16 protein-coding genes and 1 pseudogene are annotated in these 20,539 nt (G+C 70.8%); 11 read left to right on the top strand and 6 right to left on the bottom strand.

Translation table 11 applies throughout. The features are described 5' to 3' along the window. Window positions 1-3 precede the first annotated feature (3 nt). Entirely contained in the window at window positions 4-372 is a 369-nt protein-coding gene (locus O7614_RS29425; RefSeq protein ID WP_278141639.1) for a PspC domain-containing protein, read from the bottom strand. Window positions 373-515: 143 nt separating this feature from the next. Here O7614_RS29425 and O7614_RS29420 point away from each other — a divergent pair, with 143 nt between their 5' ends. The 3 genes from O7614_RS29420 to O7614_RS29410 all read left to right on the top strand — a co-directional run bounded on the left by O7614_RS29420 (window position 516) and on the right by O7614_RS29410 (window position 3,820). Further along, window positions 516-1,466, top strand: coding sequence for an NUDIX domain-containing protein (locus O7614_RS29420; protein WP_278141638.1), 951 nt, complete (start codon window positions 516-518; stop codon window positions 1,464-1,466). 173 nt (window positions 1,467-1,639) lie between these two features. After that, a complete protein-coding gene (locus O7614_RS29415; protein ID WP_278141637.1) occupies window positions 1,640-2,536 on the top strand; it encodes an NUDIX domain-containing protein in 897 nt (298 codons plus the stop codon). A gap of 345 nt (window positions 2,537-2,881) precedes the next feature. Continuing rightward, a complete protein-coding gene (locus O7614_RS29410; protein WP_278141636.1) occupies window positions 2,882-3,820 on the top strand; it encodes a CDP-alcohol phosphatidyltransferase family protein in 939 nt (312 codons plus the stop codon). Window positions 3,821-3,979: 159 nt separating this feature from the next. Here the strand turns inward: O7614_RS29410 and O7614_RS29405 are convergent, their stop codons facing one another. The 3 genes and pseudogenes from O7614_RS29405 to O7614_RS29395 all read right to left on the bottom strand — a co-directional run bounded on the left by O7614_RS29405 (window position 3,980) and on the right by O7614_RS29395 (window position 7,840). Then, complete coding sequence (locus O7614_RS29405; protein ID WP_278141635.1) at window positions 3,980-5,233, bottom strand: phosphatidylserine decarboxylase; 1,254 nt, start codon at window positions 5,231-5,233, stop codon at window positions 3,980-3,982. Between the two features lie 574 nt (window positions 5,234-5,807). Then, a pseudogene (locus O7614_RS29400) lies at window positions 5,808-6,047 on the bottom strand (hypothetical protein); the annotation flags it as partial. Further along, window positions 6,044-7,840, bottom strand: coding sequence for a PspC domain-containing protein (locus O7614_RS29395; RefSeq protein WP_278141634.1), 1,797 nt, complete (start codon window positions 7,838-7,840; stop codon window positions 6,044-6,046). The gene O7614_RS29395 and the pseudogene O7614_RS29400, both read right to left, overlap by 4 nt. Window positions 7,841-7,996: 156 nt before the next feature. Between O7614_RS29395 and O7614_RS29390 the strand changes: the two genes are divergently transcribed. The 7 genes from O7614_RS29390 to O7614_RS29360 all read left to right on the top strand — a co-directional run bounded on the left by O7614_RS29390 (window position 7,997) and on the right by O7614_RS29360 (window position 16,269). After that, complete coding sequence (locus O7614_RS29390) at window positions 7,997-9,262, top strand: ATP-binding protein (protein WP_278142427.1); 1,266 nt, start codon at window positions 7,997-7,999, stop codon at window positions 9,260-9,262. 2 nt (window positions 9,263-9,264) lie between these two features. Next, the gene (locus tag O7614_RS29385; RefSeq protein WP_204946004.1) at window positions 9,265-9,951 is read left to right on the top strand and encodes a response regulator transcription factor; all 687 of its coding nucleotides are present in this window, start codon (window positions 9,265-9,267) and stop codon (window positions 9,949-9,951) included. 581 nt (window positions 9,952-10,532) lie between these two features. Further along, window positions 10,533-12,173: an ABC transporter substrate-binding protein gene (locus O7614_RS29380; protein WP_278141633.1), complete on the top strand. Its 1,641-nt coding sequence runs from the start codon at window positions 10,533-10,535 to the stop codon at window positions 12,171-12,173. Window positions 12,174-12,321: 148 nt separating this feature from the next. After that, on the top strand, window positions 12,322-13,248 hold the full coding sequence (locus tag O7614_RS29375; protein WP_278141632.1) for an ABC transporter permease: 927 nt from the start codon (window positions 12,322-12,324) through the stop codon (window positions 13,246-13,248). Next, complete coding sequence (locus O7614_RS29370; RefSeq protein WP_278141631.1) at window positions 13,241-14,209, top strand: ABC transporter permease; 969 nt, start codon at window positions 13,241-13,243, stop codon at window positions 14,207-14,209. Before O7614_RS29375 ends, O7614_RS29370 begins: the two co-directional genes overlap by 8 nt. Window positions 14,210-14,234: 25 nt before the next feature. Next, window positions 14,235-15,263, top strand: a complete 1,029-nt coding sequence (locus O7614_RS29365) for an ABC transporter ATP-binding protein (RefSeq protein WP_278142426.1) — start codon at window positions 14,235-14,237, stop codon at window positions 15,261-15,263. Continuing rightward, window positions 15,256-16,269 (top strand): dipeptide ABC transporter ATP-binding protein, encoded by a 1,014-nt coding sequence (locus tag O7614_RS29360; RefSeq protein WP_278141630.1) that lies wholly within the window; start codon window positions 15,256-15,258, stop codon window positions 16,267-16,269. Before O7614_RS29365 ends, O7614_RS29360 begins: the two co-directional genes overlap by 8 nt. 171 nt (window positions 16,270-16,440) lie before the next feature. On the opposite strand, the gene O7614_RS29355 is transcribed toward O7614_RS29360, so the two are convergent. After that, the gene (locus O7614_RS29355) at window positions 16,441-16,836 is read right to left on the bottom strand and encodes a chorismate mutase (protein WP_347404385.1); all 396 of its coding nucleotides are present in this window, start codon (window positions 16,834-16,836) and stop codon (window positions 16,441-16,443) included. A gap of 325 nt (window positions 16,837-17,161) precedes the next feature. Here O7614_RS29355 and pcrA point away from each other — a divergent pair, with 325 nt between their 5' ends. Next, on the top strand, window positions 17,162-19,567 hold the full coding sequence (gene pcrA, locus O7614_RS29350; protein ID WP_278141629.1) for a DNA helicase PcrA: 2,406 nt from the start codon (window positions 17,162-17,164) through the stop codon (window positions 19,565-19,567). Window positions 19,568-19,673: 106 nt separating this feature from the next. Here the strand turns inward: pcrA and O7614_RS29345 are convergent, their stop codons facing one another. Continuing rightward, entirely contained in the window at window positions 19,674-20,444 is a 771-nt protein-coding gene (locus O7614_RS29345) for a M23 family metallopeptidase (RefSeq protein WP_278141628.1), read from the bottom strand. Window positions 20,445-20,539 lie beyond the last annotated feature (95 nt).

The following is a 20,539-nucleotide window of genomic DNA, read 5'->3' as shown; positions in this document are numbered from 1 at the left end:
TGCTCACGCGGCCGGCGGCGGGTCCGACGGGGTCGTCGGCGGGTAGGGCGGGGTCGGGGCGTATCCCGGCTGTGGTCCACCGGGCGCGGGCCCGGCGGTGGACGGCGGGCCGGCCTGCGGCGCGACGCCCGCCGCGTGCGGCCAGGCCGGTGCGCCGGTGGGCTCCTCCGGCATCAGGAACCACATGATCGGGTACGCGAACAGCGCGAGCCCGCCGGTGAGCAGTCCGGTGACCGCGAAGGCCACCCGGACGAGTGTGGGGTCGACGGCGAAGTAACGGCCGACGCCACTGGCGACCCCGGCGACCATGCGGTCGGTGGTGGGGCGCCGGAGCTGCTTGTACGGGGCGTGGGGAGCGGCGGTGGATGTCATACCCCCACGGTCCGCGCTGCCGCCCGGCCCGCCCTCGGTGACTGCCCGGATCCTTACCCTGACCGATCCCTGAGCGGGGCCCGACAGTCAGGAATCTGACTCTTTTCCGTTCCGGTAACCCGGCCCGGGGAGAATTTGCTCCCGTGACCACCTTGCTCCAGCCGCTCCGCAGGATCGCGGCATACGCAGTTTGTGCTGATTCAAGAGGCCGAGTCCTGCTGGTCCGCGCATCGGAGCGCTCCGGCACCCCCGGCACGTGGTCGCTGCCCGGCGGGGCTGTCGACCACGGCGAGGACCCGAACCACACAGTCGTCCGCGAAACCGCCGCCGAGACCGGCCTGTCGGTCGCCGTCTCCGGCCTGGCCGACGTGCTCGCCGACATGCGGGCACTGCCGGAGCGGGGCATCACGATCCACACCGACCGGCTGATCTACCGGGTGGGGGTCCGCGGCGGCACCCTGGCCGACCGGGTCGGCGACCGCCCCACCGACCTGGCCCGCTGGTACACCCTCGACGAGGCGCGCAAGCTGCCGCTGCGTTCGTTCACCGCACGTGCCCTCGGGTTGCCGGCCTCCTCGGCCGACGTGGTGCCCGACGAGGCGCCCGAGTTCCCCTCGTTCTACGCCGTGCCCGGCCCGGACGGGCTGCACCGGGCGCAACGCTTCGCCGCGTACGCGGTCTGCACCGACCCGGCCGGGCGGGTGCTGCTCACCCGGGTCTCCGCCGGCTACCCCGGCGCTGGCTGCTGGCACCTGCCCGGCGGCGGCACGGACTACGGCGAGCAGCCCGGCGCGGCTCTCATCCGGGAGTTGGTCGAGGAGACCGGGCAGACCGGCCGCCTGGTCGAGCTGCTCGGAGTGGCCAGTCACCGCGACGCCGCCTCGCTCGGCCCGGAGGGCTACCCGATCGACTGGCACGGGGTGCGGGCCTTCTACCGCGTCGTGGTCGACAAGCCCAACCCGCTGACCGTGGCCGACGTCGGCGGTTCCACCTGCGAGGCCCGCTGGTTCGGCCGCGAGGAGTTGGGGGCTCTCCCCACCCACCACCTCACCGAGGTCACCGCCGAAGCAGTCCAGGCAGCCCAACTAACCTGACCCACCCCCACCCCCACCCCCACCCGGCCACCCCCACCCCGCCTCACCCGGCCACCCCCACCCCGCCTCGCCCCGTTGATCATGAAGTTATTGTCAGGACACGCCGAGATGGACGGCGATAACTTCATGATCGACGGGTTCGGTGGGACGGCGGAGCGGGCGGGGGCGGGTTTGTGCGGCGGGTCGGGGTTTACGGGGTTCTGCGGGATGCGGACAAGGTTCTGGTGGTCCGGGACGGGACGGATGGTGAGTTCCCCGGGGTGTGGCGGCTGCCGGGTGGTGCCGTCGAGCACGCCGAGCATCCCGAGCGAGCTGTCGTCCGCACGGTCGCCGAGCAGACGGGACTGACCGTCACGGCGGGTCGACTGCGTACGGTGATCGCCGATGCGACCGAGCGTCCCGAGGGTGTCGCACTGCACACCGACCGGCTGATGTTCGACCTCACCGTGGGCGATGACGCGACAGGCGGCGGGGCGCCGGGCGGCTCGGCCGACCAGGTCCGCTGGCTCACCCTGGAGGAACTGTCGCGGTTGACGCTGGCCCCGTTCACCGCCGAGGTGCTCGGCCAGCCGGTCACGCCACTGCCCTCCGGAACGTACCGTCCGCCGGAGCCCCCTCCGTCGGCGCACCCTGACCGTCGGCTGCGCTTCGGGGCGTACGGGCTGGTCACCGACCCGGCCGGACGGATCCTGCTCACCCAGATCGCGGACGGCTATCCGGGGGCCGGCTTGTGGCACCTGCCCGGTGGGGGCACCGATCACGGTGAGCAGCCGACGACCGGCCTGCTCCGGGAGCTGGTCGAGGAGGGTGGCCAGGTCGGCCGGGTGGTGGAACTCCTCGGAGTGGACAACCTGCACAACCCCGCCGCACTGGGCCCGGAGGGTCGCCCGCTGGACTGGCACGGCGTACGGGTGATCTATCGGGTGCTGGTGGACGTACCCACCGATGCGGTGGTCACCGAATCCGCCGGAGGTTCGACGGCGCGGGCCGGCTGGTTCACCCGCGCCCAAGCTGATGACCTGCCGTTGAGTGACATCGCTGCCTCGGTAATCGGACAGAGTGGCCGATAGCACGCCGCTCGGTGAGCCGAGATGGTGACCCTCCGGTACAGTCAAAGGCGGGAATGGTGGAGGAAACGGGCGCTGAAGCCCGGGATGGGAACAATCGAGCGGTTCGAGCGGTTTAAGCCAGATATAAGTACCGCCGGCAGCTATCGCCAAGCCACGTTCCCCTATGCGATGGTGTACTCCGCAAAACGGCTGCCGGGCCACGCAAGGTCCGGCACGAGACAGCCGGACACCCGCCACACGGCGGTCAGCCGATCCGGTGATGGAGGAAACGTGCCGAGAGCCCCATGGCGCCGGCGTCGTACTACTGACAGTCCGCGCCCCGCAGGGCGTCGCTGGGCGGGCCCGTTGCGCCGCAGCAGCACGTTCGCCCGCCAGGTGCTGTTGGTCCGAGTTGGTCGCCGCGACGGCGAGCTGCTCCCGACCGACGTGGCGTCGCCCGAGCACCGGTACGCCGACCGGCAGCGCCGTCGCTACGGCCTGGACCGGCTCAGCCGGCCGGCGGGGAGCGTCGGTCGGGCGGAGATCGAAACGGTTATGCCGGTCAGCCCGGCGATGCCGCCGATGGTGCACACCGACGAGGCCTCGGCCCGGTCGATCCCGCTGCTCCCGGGCGAGCGCACCATCGCCCGCCGGATGAAGTTCGGCCTGGTCAACGCCTGCACCCTGGCCAGCCTGATGCTCGGCATGCTGGCCATCTTCCTGGCCATGCAGGGTGAGGTGCGCATCGCCGCGCTCTGCCTGATCGCCTGCGTCGCCTTCGACGGTCTGGACGGCGCACTGGCCCGTCGACTCGGCGTGGCCAGCCCGTTCGGCGCGCAGATGGACTCCCTGGCCGACATGTGCTCGTTCGGTCTCGCCGCGCCCGTCGTGGTCTACGCCTCACTCGCCGGCTCCGTCTCGACCGCCGCGGCGGCGGTGGCGTGCGCACTGGTCGCGGCGTGTGCCGCGATTCGACTGGCCCGCTTCAACGTCTCGCCGAAGGACGGCCGGTTCTTCTGCGGGGTGCCCACCACCATGGCGGCGGCGGTGCTCGCCGTGACCGTGGCGATCGGCCTGCCGGTGCCCGGTGCCGTGCTGGTCGCCGGGGTGGCGCTGCTGGCCTTCGCGATGGTGTCGAGCTTCCCGTACGCCAAGCTCGCCCGCCTGGTGAAGCTGCCCCCGTGGCTCTGGCTGGCCCCGGTGATCGGCGCGTTGGTCGACATCCGGATCACGTTCGCCCTGATCGTGGTGGGCTACCTGGTCAGCGGGCCGGTGCTCTGGCTGCGGCAGCGCCGCACCGCCTGACCGCAGCACAGCAGACTGAAACGGGGCGCCGCGGACAGCGGCGCCCCGTTTCACGTTCGTGGGTCAACGCCAGCGGGCGATGACGGTTTCGTGGGTCAACGCCAGCGGGCGATGACGGTTTCGTGGGTCAACGCCAGCGGGCGATGACGGTTTCGTGGGTCAACGCCAGCGGGCGATGACGGTGGACCCGCCGACCACCTTGTCGCCCGGCCCGACCAACGGGTCGGCAGCCTCGGCCGGGAGGTAGACGTCGGTCCGCGAGCCGAACCGGATCAGACCGAAGCGCTCGCCCCTGGCCAGCAGTGCGCCGATCGGCGCGCGCTGCACGATCCGGCGAGCGATCAGCCCGGTCCGCTGCGCGACCACCACCGTGCCGCGAGCGGTGTCCAGCACTGTGTACGCCGCCACGTTGTGCTCGGCGTCCGGCTTCATCGCGTTGACGAACCCGCCGTCGGCGACGAAGTAGTCCACCACCTTGCCGGCAACCGGGGCACGGTTGACGTGCACGTCCAGCACCGACAGGAAGACCGCCACCCGGAGCCACTCGCCGTCGCCGAAACGCTCGTCGTGCAGTCGCTGCACCGACAGGACCTTGCCGTCCGCGCTGGCGACCACCGCGGTCGGGTCCTCCGGCACGTCCCGCTCGGGGTCGCGGAAGAACGCGGCGACCGGCCCGGCGGCCAGCGCTGGCAGCAGCCAGAGCTTGGACGACGGACGCGCCACCCGGGCCAGCGCCGCGAGGCCCAGCGCGATGCCCGCCGCGGCCACGCCGTTGGAGTCGATGTGCATGCCCCGGGTCAGCGGCACGCTCGACGGGCGGTGCGCGGGGGCCAACCGGTCGGCCGCGGCCGGGCTGGCCGGGGTGAACCGCAGCCGGTAGACCCGCACCGGCGGCGAGTTACGCAGCACCAGATCAGCGCCGACGCCGTAGAGGGCGTCCTGTCGAGCCAACTCGGCCGCCGCCCCGGTGGTCCGGCCGGGCGTGGCGACGGTCGCCACGCTGAGTACCGCACCGTCGGAGAGGTACTTCGCCAGGCCCTCGATACCGCTGCGGGTTTCCTCGGCGGTGCCGACGAACGCCTCTCCGGCGATGACGACCCCGGCGGGCTCAGCCTCGGCAAGCGAGTCGACGACGCTCACCCGGTCGGCGACCCAACGGCCCTGGGCGGTGACGTGCTCGCGGAGCGCGGTAGCGCCGAGCGGTTCGGCGGGCACCACGGTGAGCCGGTCACCGGGGAGCAGAGCCTCGATCGCCGCGGCCAGCACTGCGGACTCCGGGCCCGCCCCGACCAGGAGGGCGGCCTTGGGATCGTTGATCCGGGCCAGCTCGGTGACGAGCGTACGGGCGGCTCGCTCGCCGATGCGGACCGGACCGGACCGACCGGTGATACGCACGGCGGGGGACTGGGTCATGTCGGGCGGGCTCCTGACGGGGGTAGAGACGGGAATCGCGGCGGGACCGCCATGGCGGGACGGGCCGGCCGGCGGAGGGCGAGATCTCCACCGGCCAGCATATGCGCCCGTTCGCGCCAGCCGCACCGCCGTAGCGGTCGAGTAGTCCGCCGCCGGGGGACGCCCGAGGTCAGAGCTGCCCGCGCCGGCCCTCCCGTTCGTCCTCCGCCTGATCGCGGACGGCCTCGATCGGGTGATCCGACCGGGTCGGTTCGTCCCCCTCGACCCGGGCCGGCCCGGTGCCGAGGCCGATGGTCGGCTCCTCGTGTCGGTCGTCGGGCTGACCGGGGATCGAGGACGTCTGCGGCTCTGCCGGCGGATGAGCCAGCCAGGCCGGATGGATCACCTCGGCGGTCGGTGCCTGCGGTGTCGCTACCGACGGGGGAGCGTCCCAGGTGGACCGTTCGGCTTCCCAGACCGGCAGAGCCGCGCCGGACGTCGGCACCGCGGCACCGGAGACCGGCACCGCGGCACCGGAGACCGGCGCCCTGGCGCCGGAGACCGGCGCCCTGGCGCCGGAGACCGGCGCCCTGGCGCCGGAGACCGGCGCGGCCGCCTCGGCGGCGTCGGCGGTGGCCGCCGGCTGCGGCGACCGACCCGAGCGCAGCGCGCCGACCAGTCCGAAGACGCCGATCAGAATGAGCGCGCTGGCCAGGAACCAGCCCACCGCCGGCAGGGCGAGCCCGAGCAACTGGGCGAGCAGCCACCAGCCGGACAGCGCCAGGAACACGAGCCCGAAGGCGAACGACACCAGATCAGTACGGTGAGCCTTCACCGGGTCACCTCCAGGTTGCCGGCATTGACGTGGATGTACAGGCGCAGGGTCCCGCCGCCGGGGCCGTCCGCGCCGACATCGGTGAACTCCCGCAGGCGACCGTCCAACCCGCCGGACCGGTTGCCGAAGATGTTGGCATCGCCCGCGTTGACGTCGGCCACCGTGGTGACGTCGACGTTCGGCGGTACGACGACTGTCGCCTGACCGAAGTTGATGGCGACGGTGATCTGGCTGTCCCGCTTCGCGAAGTCGATGCCGCGCAGGTCGAGTATGGCGTCACCGAAGCTGTTCTCGTACCGGTCGGCGAGGTCGCGATAGTCGGTTGGTGCCCAGGTCACCGCACCGTCGACCCCGCGGATCCGGTCGTAGGACTCGGCGACCGTCGCCGTGCCCAGTGCCGCAGCGGTCACCAGGCCGAGCGCGATGAGCCAGCGGGCCCGGCCGAACCAGGTGCCGACCAGCAGCCCCAGCGCGATGGTGGCCAACGCCGCCGCGAAGTACGCCGAGGCGCTGATGGCGAAGACGTCGAGCAGGTCGAGCAGGGCGACCACACCGAGGACCAGGAAGATCAGGGAGAAGGTCACCGCGCCGAGTGGCGACCGCTCCTTCGGGCGCTTCGGCGGCTTCGGTGGCTTCGCCGGTGGGGACGGTGCCGGGCTCGGTGAGGCGTACGGGCCGTGCGGCGCGAACGGCTGACGGTACGCGGACGCTGGCGTGGCGGTCGGATAGCCGGACGTCGCCGCGGGTGCCCCGGTCACCGGGGCCGACGGCCAGCCGACGCTGGGTGCGGCGGCGCTGGGCCAACCCGTGGTCGGTGCCGGCCAGCCGGGCTGGACAGCCGTCGTGCCGGCCGGCTGCCCGGACACCGGGCCCGGGCCGGACACCGGCTGCCCGGTGGCGGCCGGCTGCGGTCCACCGGTCGGCGGTACGTCGTACGCCAAGGTGGGTGCCCCTCCCGTCGTCGCGGTGGCGTAGGCGGGATAGCCGGCTGCCCCGGGTGCTGCTGTCGCGGTGGTTGGCCCGGCGTCGGACGGCGGCGCCGGCCAGGCCACCGGTGGGACCGGACCGGGTGGGGTGCCGGTCGGCGCGGGCGGCACCGGAGCGCCCGGGGTGCCGGCCGGTGGGTTGCGGCTGTCCCGGTTGAGCAGCAGCGCGCCGGCGACCAGGATGGCCGCGCCGAGCAGCACCGCGCGGAAGGCGTCGGTGACGATGTAGCCGAAGCTGGCCGCGACCAGGATGCCCAGGATGATCACGGTCACCGGCGACATGCTGGAACGGCCGCGCCCGAGCATCGACTCGATCGGGGACGCGGTGTCACCCTCGTTCGGGATGATCAGCCAGGCCGCGACGTACACCAGGATGCCGATACCCCCGAAGAACCCGAGCACCGCGAGCAGCACCCGCCACAGCACCGGGTCGGTGTTGGTGGCGCGTCCGATCGCCGCGCAGACACCGGCGAGATACCGCCCCTCGCGCGGCCGGACCAACCCGTACCGCGAGGTGAAACCGGTGCCACCCAGTGGCGGTGGCGGGGCGGACGGACCGGGACCACCGCCGGGTCCGGGTGGTGCGCCGGCGGCCCCGTAACCGGTGCCGGCCGCGAACCCCGGGCCGTAGCTCGCGTCGGCGGGCGGCCCGAAGCCACCGTACGGATCGGTCGGCGCGGCGCCCGGGTGCGCACCGGGCGTGCTGGGTTCGGTCCAGGCGCCGGGCGTCGCGGCCGGCGCGGGCGGTGACGAGCCCTCCGGCGGTGCCGACCCCGGGCGGGGTGGCGGGGTGGCTTCCTCGGTCATGCCTCGATCCTGCTGCCCGGTGCACCCGAACGACCTCAGGACCCGACCCTGACCCCACCCTGAGATCCGGCGGCCGGAATGTCGGGGGCGTCCCCGTGGTCGTGGACGCCGCAGCGTGTGACGATCGAGTCACCCGACCTCGACCTGTCCGCCACCGTGACCAGGGAGCCTCCGATCAGCGCCGTGACCTCGCCCCCGCGCCTCTACCGCGCCCCGGAGCACCGGATGGCCGCCGGCGTCGCCGCCGGTATCGCCGACCATCTCGGCATCTCGGTGCTGCGGGTGCGCGTCGCGTTCATGGTGCTGCTCGGGCTGAGTGGGCTCGGCCTGCTGCTCTACGCGGCCTTCTGGGCCGTGGTGCCGCTGCGGCCAGGGGACACCGCGGTGCCGCCCCGGCGCGACGTGGCGCAGCTCCTGCCGTTCGTGGGGATCGGGCTCGGTGTCCTGCTGATCCAGGTGATGGTCTTCGACTCGGTCGGCGCGGCGGGCACCGCGGGCTGGCTGGTGGCCATCATCGCGGTCGGCGCCGGGGTCATCTGGCACCAGTCCGCGCCCGAGCGGCGGCGGCAGTGGGGCGAGACGATGCCGGTGCCCTGGCTCGGCGCGGTCGTCGAGGAGAGCGACCGGCGGGCCTTCGTGCTCCGGTTCATCGGCGGGGGAGTGCTGGTCGCGGTCGGCATCATCGGCGTCGCGGCGGTCTACTCGCCGGCGCAGAACTTCGACGCGGTGATCAATGGCGTGATCTTCGCGCTGGTCGGGTTGGCCGGGGTCGGCGTGGTCGCCGCGCCGGTGCTCTGGCGGACGTACAGTCAGCTCCGCTCGGAGCGCGAGGGCCGCATTCGCGAGCAGGAGCGGGCCGAGTTGGCCGCGATGGTGCACGACCAGGTGTTGCACACGTTGGCGCTGATCCAGCGCAACGCCGGCGACGTCAAGATGGTGCAGCGGCTGGCCCGGGGGCAGGAGCGTTCCCTGCGTAACTGGCTGTACAAACCCACCGCGTCGCCGAGCGAGCGCTTCGCCGCCGCGTTGGAGCAGGCCGCCGCCGAGGTCGAGGACACCTTCGCGATCACGGTGGAGGCGGTGGTGGTCGGCGATCGGGAGACCGACGAGAAGGTCGGCGCGCTGGTCGCGGCCGCACGGGAGGCACTGGTGAACGCGGCCCGCCACGCTGGCGTGCAGACGGTGTCCCTCTACGCGGAGGTGGAGCCCGATCAGGTCAGCGTCTTCGTCCGGGACCGGGGGAAGGGCTTCGATCCGGATACCGTGGAGGACCACCGGCACGGCGTACGCGGCTCGATCATCGGGCGGATGAAGCGGCACGGCGGACGGGCCGAAATCCGGTCCGGTCCGGGGGAGGGGACCGAGGTTCGGTTGATCCTGCCGATCTCCCGGGACTCGTCCGCAGCGGAGAGGAACAGATGACCATGGCCGAGCAGTCGACCGAGCACCTCGACCAGGCGGATGCCCGCCCCGAGCGGCTGCGGGTGTTCCTGGTGGACGATCACGCCATGTTCCGAGCCGGGGTGCGCGCCGAGCTGGGCGCCCACGTCGAGGTGGTGGGCGAGGCGAGCACGGTGGCCGAGGCGGTCACCCGGATCGCCGCCGTCGGGCCGGACGTGGTGCTGCTCGACGTGCACATGCCCGACGGTGGCGGGCGCGCGGTGCTGGAGGCGATGAGGCGTACCCACCCGCAGGTCAAGTTTCTCGCGTTGAGCGTCTCCGACGCGGCGGAGGACGTGATCGGGTTGATCCGGGCCGGCGCCCGGGGTTACGTCACCAAGACCATCTCACCGGACGAGCTGGCCGCGGCGATCCGCCGGGTGGCCGACGGGGACGCGGTGTTCAGCCCACGGTTGGCCGGCTTCGTGCTGGATGCCTTCGCGGCCCGACCGGATGCCCCGGTGGCCGACCCCGAGCTGGACCAGCTGACCAACCGTGAGCGCGAGGTGCTCCGGCTGCTGGCCCGCGGGTACGCGTACAAGGAGATCGCCAAGGAGCTGTTCATCTCCATCAAGACGGTGGAGACGCACGTGTCGAACGTGCTCCGCAAGCTGCAGATGTCCAACCGCTACGAGCTGTCCCGCTGGGCGGCCGATCGCCGCCTCGTCTGACCGGCCTCGCCCGGGGCCGAGGATCAGACAAACGATCTCGACACCCTCATCCACCCAGTCGGTGATCGTGCCTGTGCAGCCGAAGTCGACCTAGTCCGGATGGGTCGAAATGTGAGTGGCGACCGACGTCCGATCGGACAGGGGTGGGTCCGAGGCGTGCGCGCGGGCCGAGCCCTCGTACGCGGGTGGCGCAACGTATTTCCTGCTCAGTGCTGCCCGAGCCGACCGTTTTATGATCATTTTTCAAGTATCGGCAACGTGGCGGGCAACTAACGGCTTGATAACGGCACCTTCACGGAAGCGGCCAGTGGGTGTCACAGTGGCAGCACCTCACCATCGGTGTGTGGCACTCCGTACGGCCCACGACCATGTCCTCGCCGCTCGCGGCGGTTCGTGGCTGTGTCTCCTGCGTCGTGTCGCGCCTCGTTGGCGGGGGAGCCCGGCGGATCGGTACATCAGGGGTGTCTCCAACTTCCCTGTGGTCCCGGCGACCCGCGCCCCGGGGTGGTCGGGCGGTGTCACCCCCCAAACGTGCGTGAAACCCACGACGGAACCTGGTTAGAAAGAGGAGGCCCCTCGGAATGAGAGTCTCGAAGCGGGCGACGAGCGCGATCGCGCTCAGCGCGGCTGCCGCGCTTGTCGCGAGCGGTTGCTCGAGCGGTGACGGCGACGGCGACGCTGCCGCCAGCAAGGACGGCTCGATCGTTGTCCACGGCGTCCAGCCGGAGAACCCGCTGGTCCCGTCGAACACCACGGAGACCGGCGGCGGCAAGATCGTCGACTGGCTGTTTACCGGCCTGGTCGAGTACCCGAACGACGGTGGGGCCCCGCGCAACGCGCTGGCGGAGTCCATCAACACCACGGACTCCAAGGTCTTCACGATCAAGATCAAGGCCGGTACCAAGTTCCACGACGGTACCGAGGTCAAGGCGAAGAACTTCGTCGACGCCTGGAACTGGGCCGCCTACTCGCCGAACGGTGCGCAGAACGGCACCTTCTTCGCGGACATCGCGGGCTTCGACCAGACCTACACCTCCGACCCGGACGGCGCGGACGGCCCGAAGAAGGCCCCGACGCCGACGACGGACAAGCTGTCCGGCCTGAAGGTCATCGACGAGCAGACCTTCGAGGTCACCCTGGCGGCGCCGACCGCGGTCTTCCCGACCAAGCTCGGCTACAGCGCCTTCATGCCGCTGCCGGACGTGTTCTTCACCCAGAAGCCCGAGGACTTCGGCCGCAAGCCGATCGGCAACGGCCCGGTGAAGTTCGTGTCGTGGGAGGACAACGCCCTCATCAAGCTGACGCGCTTCGACGACTACAATCTTCGCGACAAGATGAAGATCAAGGACGTCGACGTCAAGCTGTACCAGGACGACAACGCCGCCTACGCCGACCTGCTGGCGAACAACCTCGACTTCATGGAGGTTGTCCCCACCTCGGCGCTCGCCGGTGACAAGTGGAAGACCGACCTCGGTGACCGGGGCCGCTCGACCGTCACGCCGTCGACCGCGCTGATCGCGTTCCCGATCTACGACAAGCGCTTCCAGAACCCGAAGCTCCGTCGTGCCGTGTCGCTGGCGATCAACCGGCAGGAGATCTCGGACAAGATCTTCTTCGGCACCCGCAAGCCGGCCGACAGCTGGGCGAACCCGCTGACCCCGGGCGCCAAGCCGGGTAACTGCACCGCTTGCAAGTTCGACCCGGAGACGGCCAAGACGCTGCTCGCCGAGGCCGGTGGCTTCACCGGTGAGATGGTCTTCTACTACAACGCGGACTCCGCCCACAAGGACTGGATGGACGCCGTCGCGCAGCAGATCAAGACCAACCTCAACATCAACGCCCGGGCCGAAGGTGTGCCGACCTTCGCGGTGTTCCGCCAGAACATCAACGCCCACAAGATGACCGGCCCGTACCGTGCTGCCTGGCAGCAGGACTACCCGGACGTCGAGAACTGGGTCAACCCGCTGTACGTCACGGGCGGCTCCTCGAACGACGGCCTCTACAGCAACCCTGAGGTCGACGCCCTTGCCAAGCAGGCCAGCGCCGCTCCGAGCCTGGAGGCCTCCCACGAGGCGTTCGCCAAGGCGGTCGAGAAGGTCGACCAGGACGTCCCGAGCATCCCGGTCTACTTCTACGGTCAGCAGTCCGGCCACTCGGAGAAGATCAAGAAGCTCGAGCTGAACAACGTCGGCGAGATCGACATCACCTCGGTCGAGCTCTGATCCGAACGGTCTGACCCCGGGTCGGGCTCGCCACATCCGGTGAGCCCGGCCCGGGGCCGTTCCGCGAGTGGGTGTTACAACACTCCACTCGCACGTTGTCACCACCGTGTCGGCCGTCCGACGCGCCCCCTGTCTGGAGGACCACCCCATGGGCCGTTATCTGTTGAGACGGCTGCTCCAACTCGTGCCGGTCTTCATCGGTACGACGTTCCTGATCTACTGGCTCGTCTGGGCCGTTCCGGGCGATCCGTTCGCCGGCAAGTGCGGTGAGCGCCGCTGCCCGGACCAGTACATCGCCTTCATGACCGAGAAGTACCACCTCGACCAGAACGTCTTCGTGCAGTACGCGAACTACATGAAGAACCTGTTCCAGGGCGACTTCGGTCAGACGTTCCAGCAACGCGAGATCAGCGACATCATCGCGACCGCCTACCCGAACACCCTGAAGCTGGCCGTCGTCGCGCTCGCCATCGAAGCGATCATCGGCCTCGGCGCCGGCGTGCTGAGCGGTCTGCGGCGTAACGGCTTCCTGGACAACCTGGTCCTGGTCTCCACCCTCTTCCTGATCGCGCTGCCGGTCTTCGTCGTCGGCTTCGTGCTGCAGTGGCTGCTGGGTGTGCAGTGGGGCATCATCAAGCCGACCGTCTCCTCCGAGATGCGGTGGTCCGAGCTGATCGTGCCCGGCTTCGTGCTCGGCAGCGCGTCAGTGGCGTACATCGCCCGGGTGGCACGAACGAGCATTGCCGAGAACCGTCGTGCGGACTACGTGCGCACCGCCATCGCCAAGGGCCTGCCGATGCGCCGGGTGGTGGGGGTGCACCTGCTGCGCAACTCGCTCATCCCGGTGGTGACCCTGCTCGGCACCGACCTCGGTGCCCTGATGGGTGGCGCGATCGTCACCGAGGGAATCTTCGGCATCAACGGAATCGGCCGCCAGGTCTTCCGGGCGATCATCACCAAGGAAAGCGCCACGGTGGTAGGAATCGTGGTCGTCCTGGTGCTGGTCTATCTCGTGATGAACCTGCTGGTTGACCTGCTCTACGCCGCACTGGACCCGAGGATCCGTTATGAGTGACCCAAGTACCACATCGATCGCCAGCACCCCTGGCGCACACTCCACCGACTCTGCCGCCCCCGCCACCGCGGGCCAGCCGCAGGGCAACGAGAAGCCGCGTGGCCTGCTCGGCGACGCCTGGCGGGACCTGCGACGCAAGCCGCTGTTCTGGATCTCGGCCACGCTGATCCTGATCTTCCTGCTGATGGCGGCCTTCCCTGCGCTGTTCGCCCCGGGCGACGCCGTCAACGGCTCGCTGTCCCGCAGCCTCGACAAGCCGTCCGCCAATGGCTGGTTCGGCTACGACGTGCAGGGCCGTGACGTCTACGCCCGGGTCATCTACGGGGCCCGGGCGTCCATCCAGGTCGCCGTGCTCTCCGTGCTGGGCACCCTGCTCATCGGCGGGGCCATGGGCATCATCTCCGGTTACCGCGGTGGCTGGGTGGACGCGCTGCTCAGCCGGATCGCCGACGTCTTCTTCGGTCTGCCCTTCGTGCTCGGGGCGATCGTCATCCTGACCACCTTCAACGGCTCGGGCGCCGGCAACAGCAAGAACAAGATCATGGGTCTGGTGACCGCGTCCCTGATCGTGCTGAGCTGGCCGGTCGTGATGCGACTGATGCGCTCCTCGGTGCTTGCCACCAAGGAGGCCGACTACATCGTCGCGGCCCGCGCACTGGGTGCCGGCACCGGCCGGATCATCCTCAAGCACCTGCTGCCGAACTGCCTGGCCCCACTGCTGGTCTACGGCACGATCATGGTCGGCTCGTTCATCGGCGCCGAGGCCACCCTGTCGTTCCTGGGCGTCGGTCTCAAGTCGCCGGTGGTGTCCTGGGGCATCATGATCAGCGATGGGCAGAATTTCGTCCGGGTCGCGCCAGGGCTGGTGTTCTTCCCCGCCGCGTTCCTCGTCACCGCAGTGCTGAGCTTCGTGATGCTCGGTGAATCGGTCCGCGAGGCCCTCGATCCGAAACTCCGCTAGGGGAGATCCAGTGTCCGACATTCTCGTGTCCGAGCAGTCCGCGCCGGGATCCGGCGGGTCCGGGCGTCCCTCCGGCCGGCTGCTCGAGGTCGATGACCTGCGGGTGGAGTTCCGTACCCGGGACGGCGTCGCAAAGGTCATCAACGGGGTCACCTACCACGTCGACGCGGGGGAGACCCTCGCCGTGCTCGGCGAGTCCGGTTCCGGTAAGAGCGTCACGGCGCAGACCATCATGGGCATCCTCGACACGCCGCCGGGCTTCGTGACCGGTGGGCAGGTCCGGTTCCACGGCAAGGACATGCTCGGCATGTCCGCCGAGGAGCGCCGCCGCATCCGCGGCGAGGGCATCGCGATGATCTTCCAGGACGCGCTCTCCGCCCTGAACCCCGTCTTCACCGTCGGGTTCCAGATCGCCGAGCAGTTCCGGGTCCGGCGGGGCATGGGTCGCGCGGAGGCCAAGAAGCGCGCTATCGACATGCTCGACCAGGTCAAGATCCCGAACGCCAAGGGTCGGTTCAACAACTACCCACACCAGTTCTCCGGCGGTATGCGGCAGCGCGCGATGATCGCGATGTCGCTGGCGCTCGACCCGGAGGTGCTGATCGCGGACGAGCCCACCACGGCGCTCGACGTGACGGTGCAGGCCCAGATCATGGACCTGCTCGCGGAGCTCCAGCGTGAGCGGCAGATGGGCATGATCCTGATCACCCACGACCTCGGCGTGGTCGCCGACGTCGCGGACCGGATCGCGGTCATGTACGCGGGACGGATCGTCGAGGAAGCGGACGTGTACGACCTGTACGCCAAGCCGGCGCACCCGTACACGATGGGTCTGATCGACTCGATCCCGCGCCTGGACGAGAAGGGGCAGCAGCTCCGGACGATCAAGGGCCTCCCGCCGAACCTGATGAACATTCCGCCGGGCTGCCCCTTCAACCCGCGCTGCCCGATGGCTCAGCCGGTGTGCCGGGAGAAGGTCCCGCCGCTGCTGCAGGTGGGCACCGGCCGGGCCAGCGCCTGCCACTTCGCCGAGGAGCTGGTGAACCGTGTCTGAGAACATCCTCGAGGTCAACGACCTGGTCAAGCACTACCCCGTCACCCAGGGCGTGGTGTTCAAGAAGACCGTCGGTCAGGTCAAGGCGGTCGACGGGGTCTCGTTCGGTCTGCGCGCCGGTGAGACGCTCGGTGTGGTCGGCGAGTCCGGCTGCGGCAAGTCGACCCTCGCCCGGGTTCTGATGAACCTGGAGAAGCCGACCGCCGGCAGCGTGGTCTACAAGGGCCAGGACATCTCCAAGCTGTCCGGTGGGGCGCTGCGACGCCTTCGCCGGCAGATCCAGCTGGTCATGCAGGACCCGTACACCTCGCTGAACCCGCGGATGACCGTCGGTGACCTGCTGGGTGAGCCGTTCGACATCCACCCGGAGGTGGCGCCGAAGGGCAGCCGCCGGGCCAAGGTCCGCGAACTGCTCGACCTGGTCGGGCTCAACCCGGAGCACATCAACAGGTACCCGCACCAGTTCTCCGGCGGTCAGCGCCAGCGCATCGGCATCGCCCGGGCGCTCGCGCTCCGGCCCGAGATCATCGTCTGCGACGAGCCGGTGTCGGCGCTCGACGTCTCCATCCAGGCGCAGGTGATGAACCTGCTGGAGCAGCTCCAGGGCGAGTTCGGGCTGTCGTACGTCTTCATCGCGCACGACCTGTCGGTGGTCCGCCACCTCTCGGACCGGGTCGCGGTGATGTACCTCGGCAAGATCGTGGAGATCGGCACCGAGGACGAGATCTACGAGCGGCCGACCCACCCGTACACCCAGGCTCTGCTCTCCGCGGTGCCGGTGCCGGACCCGACCCAGCGGAACAACAAGACGATCATCCGGTTGACGGGTGACGTGCCGTCGCCGATCAGCCCGCCCTCGGGCTGCCGGTTCCGGACCCGCTGCTGGAAGGCGCAGGACGTGTGCGCCGAGCAGGTCCCGCTGCTGGAGATCCGGCGGAACTCGGACCACCCGAGCGCCTGCCACTTCGCGGATCGTCGCGAGGTCGTCGCCACCCACGAGGTCTGAGTCACCGAAACCGCCTGCCGACGTCTCCACGACGACGGCAGGCGGTTTCGTCTGTCCGGCGACCCTGAGGTGCCGGCGGCCGGGCGGGCCGGGCCTGCGCCTCGGGCGGGCACTGGATGGCGCAGCACGAGGTGTCAGCGGGCCGGGTGACCCGCCGCGGGTCGGAGCGGCCTACAGCGGCCCGCGGCCCGCGCGGAGCAGCAGCAGAGCCAACTGGGTGCCGTCCGCGCCGAGGGCGACCCGGAACCGCTCCAGGATCTCCCGCTCCCGGGACAGCACCAGGCGAGTCCCGCCGGACGCCATCCGGGTGGCCCCGACCTCCTGGGACAACGCGGCACGCTCCTGCCAGAGTGCGATCAGCGCGTGGTCGATCTCGTCGATCCGTTCCCTGATCTGCACGATTCGCGCGGCGGCGGAGGGCTCTTCGGTGCCGGTCTGTGCCTCGGCCTGCTCGGCGTCCCCCGCCGTCGGCGGCACGGGTGCCGCCGTCTCGCGCCCGCTGACCACAGGCTGCCCAGCCTCCGGTCGAATCGGGCCGCCGCTCTGCTCCATCACGTCTGTCATCATCGGGTACCTCTCGCGCGGTGGTGCCCGGTGCCCGGAACCCGGGACGGAAGAAGCCCCGGACTCCAGGAGCCCGGGGCTTTCGTAGGTCTGAATCGATCAGGCGCGACCTACGGCAGCCGGACTCCCGGTGCCGTAGTAAAAGTAGTAGCGCGCAGCGATCACGCCGTCGAGTATGCCCACGTCGGCGGTGGGTGCGCAAGCATTCGGCGGTGCACCGGGGATCTTTCTTCGACCTGGGCGTGCCGCGGTGGCAGCACGCGGTCGGGCACGAGCTGCCGAGCGCCAGCGACGCAGTGTCCGAGTGGCGGCATAGACTTGTCGGGCGATGCATCCTCTCTTCGACATCCCCGCGTCCCCGCCTGCGCCGGAGTCCGCGCCGGCCCGCCCGGACCGGCCCCGGCCCGCCGCCGTCCGCCTCGATCCGCAGCAGCTGCTCGACGGCCTGAACGGGCCACAGCGCGACGCGGTCAGTCACGCCGGCTCGCCGCTGCTGATCGTGGCCGGCGCCGGGTCCGGCAAGACCCGGGTGCTCACGCACCGGATCGCCTACCTGCTCGCCGCACGGGACGTGCACCCCGGTGAGATCATCGCGATCACCTTCACCAACAAGGCGGCCGGCGAGATGAAGGAGCGCGTCGCCGCGCTGGTCGGCCCCCGGGCCCGGCTGATGTGGGTGTCGACGTTCCACTCCGCCTGCGTGCGGATCCTGCGCGCCGAGCACGAGCACGCCGGCCTCAAGTCGACGTTCTCGATCTACGACGCGGACGACTCCCGCCGGTTGATGCAGCTGGTGACCCGCGAGCTGGATCTCGACCCGAAGCGCTACCCGGCGCGCGGGTTGGCCGCCCAGGTCTCCAACCTCAAGAACGAGCTGGTCGACCCGGAGCAGTTCGCCGCACGGGCCACCGGGCCCAACGAGCGGGCCCTCGCGGAGGCGTACACGCTCTACCAGCGCCGGCTACGCGAGGCGCACGCGCTGGACTTCGACGACCTGATCATGACCACGGTGCACCTGCTCCAGTCCCACCCGCACGTCGCGGAGAGTTACCGCCGGCGGTTCCGGCACGTGCTGGTGGACGAATACCAGGACACCAACCACGCCCAGTACGTCCTGATCAAGGAGTTGGTCTCCGGCACCGACGGGCTGGCGCCGGCCGAGCTGTGCGTGGTCGGCGACGCCGACCAGTCGATCTACGCGTTCCGGGGTGCGACGATCCGCAACATCCTGGAGTTCGAACGGGACTTCACCGACGCGCGGACGATCCTGTTGGAGCAGAACTACCGCTCCACCCAGACCATCCTCAACGCGGCCAACGCGGTGATCGACCGCAACACCTCCCGCAAACCCAAGCGGCTGTGGAGCGAGTCCGGCGCCGGCGAGCAGATCGTCGGTTACGTGGCCGACACCGAGCACGCCGAGGCCGACTGGGTGGCCCGGGAGATCGACCGGCTGGTCGACGCGGACGAGACCCGCCCCGGCGACGTCGCGGTCTTCTACCGCACCAACGCCCAGTCCCGCGTCTTCGAAGAGGTGTTCATCCGCGTCGGCCTTCCCTACAAGGTCGTCGGTGGGGTGCGCTTCTACGAGCGCAAGGAGGTCCGCGACGCGCTGGCGTACCTGCGCTCGGTGGTCAACGACGACGACACGGTGAGCCTGCGGCGGGTGCTCAACACCCCCCGCCGGGGGATCGGCGACCGCGCCGAGGCGTGCGTCGAGGCGCTCTCCAGCCGTGACCGGATCTCGTTCGGCGCGGCGCTGCGGCGAGCCCGGGAGGCACCGGGCATCTCCACCCGGGCGGCCAACGGCATCGGCGACTTCGTCGCGTTGCTCGACGGCGCCCGGGAGTTGGCCGAGACCGGCACCCCGGAGGAGGTGCTGGAGGCCCTGTTGACCCGCTCGGGCTACCTCACCGAGTTGGAGGAGAGCCTGGACCCGCAGGACGCCGGTCGGGTGGACAACCTCCAGGAGTTGGTCAGCGTCGCCCGGGAGTACACCGAGCGGATCGAGGCGCTGGGCGAGGAGGGGGAACGCGCCACCCTCGCCGGGTTCCTGGAGCAGGTGGCGCTGGTCGCCGACGCCGACCAGATCCCCTCCGACGACCCCGACCACCAGGGCGTGGTCACCCTGATGACATTGCACACCGCCAAGGGGCTGGAGTTCCCGGTGGTCTTCCTGACCGGGCTGGAGGACGGCGTCTTCCCGCACCTGCGCTCGCTGGGTGACACCCGCGAGTTGGAGGAGGAGCGCCGGCTGGCGTACGTCGGCATCACCCGCGCCCGGCAGCGGCTCTACCTCTCCCGGGCGGTGACCCGCTCGGCCTGGGGGCAGCCGTCCTACAACCCGCCGTCACGCTTCCTGGAGGAGCTGCCGACCGAGTTGGTGCACTGGGAACGCACCGAGGGGTCGTACACCTCGTGGGCTGGCGGGGGCGGCGGCGTCGGCGGTCGTGCCGACCGCGCGCCCGGCGGCCGGGGCACGTTCACCGGCGGCACGCCGAAGGCGGCCCAGTTGGCCCAGCGGCTCGGCGTGGACGCCAGCAGGCTGACCACGGCCAGTGAGTTGCCGCAGGGGCCGAAGGTGGCGGCCGGCGACCGGGTCAACCACCAGCGGTACGGGCTGGGACGGGTGCTCGCCGTCGAGGGGCATGGCCCGGGCGCCCGCGCGCAGATCGACTTCGGCGACCAGACCATGTGGCTGGTGCTCCGGCACGCCCCGGTCGACAAGCTCTGACCCGGTCGCGCTCCAAGATCGCACTAAATCAGGGAAAGAGTGGTCTCAGCGGTGCCTGAGGCCACTCTTTCCTTGATGTTGCTCCGGATCGCGCAGGGATGTCGGGTCAGCAGCCCAGGTCGACGCCACGGGCCCGCATGAACGGGGCCGGGTCGATCTGGTTCCACATGCCCTGGTGCACCTCGAAGTGCAGGTGCGGGCCGGTGGCGTCGCCGGTCGCGCCCTCGTAGCCGATGACCTGGCCGGCCTTCACCTTCTGACCGACGGTGACCGCGATCCGGCTCTGGTGGGCGTAGTGGGTCAGGTAGCCGTTGCCGTGGTCGATGAAGACGGAGTTCCCGTACCCGTCGGAGACGTCACCGGCCTGCGTCACGGTGCCGGCGGCTGCGGCGTGGATCGGCGCACCGGAGGGCAGCGCCAGGTCGATACCGGCGTGCAGGGTGCCCCAGCGCGGCCCGTAGCAGGACGTGACGGCAGCGCCCGGCATCGGGTCGACCCAGGCGGGGGTGGGCTTGGTGGTGTTCTTCGGCTTCGGCTTGGCCTTCGCGGTGGCCGTCTTCGTCGGTGTCGGGCTGGCGCTGGCCGCCGACGGACTCGCCGTCGGGCTGGCCGAGGGGGCGACCGGTGTGCTCGACTCGCGGGCGGAGCGGTCCGCCCGGCTGGCGGCGTCGGCTCGGGACTGCGAGTCGAGGGAGACGGCGGCAGGTGCCGGGCGGTCGCTGCCGGTGGTGGCGACGGCGACGCCACCGAGGCCGAGGGCCACCAGTGCGGCGGCGCCGAGCACGATGAGACGGTTCCGCCGGCGGGCGCGTTGCGGTCGCTCGGTCGAGGCGGTGTCCGGGGTGGTCTCGTTCTGGACGGGGCTGTCTTCCTGCACGGCGGACCTTCACAGTCGAGGGGGCACTTGACCTCGAAATACTGGTGTCGGGCCGAGGTGGGGCAGGCGCGGGGACCGGATCAGCGGCGACGGAC

This window comes from Micromonospora sp. WMMD961 (genome assembly GCF_029626145.1).
In the GTDB taxonomy this organism is placed as follows: Bacteria; Actinomycetota; Actinomycetes; order Mycobacteriales; family Micromonosporaceae; genus Micromonospora.
This window is presented reverse-complemented; position numbering and strand designations above follow the sequence as displayed.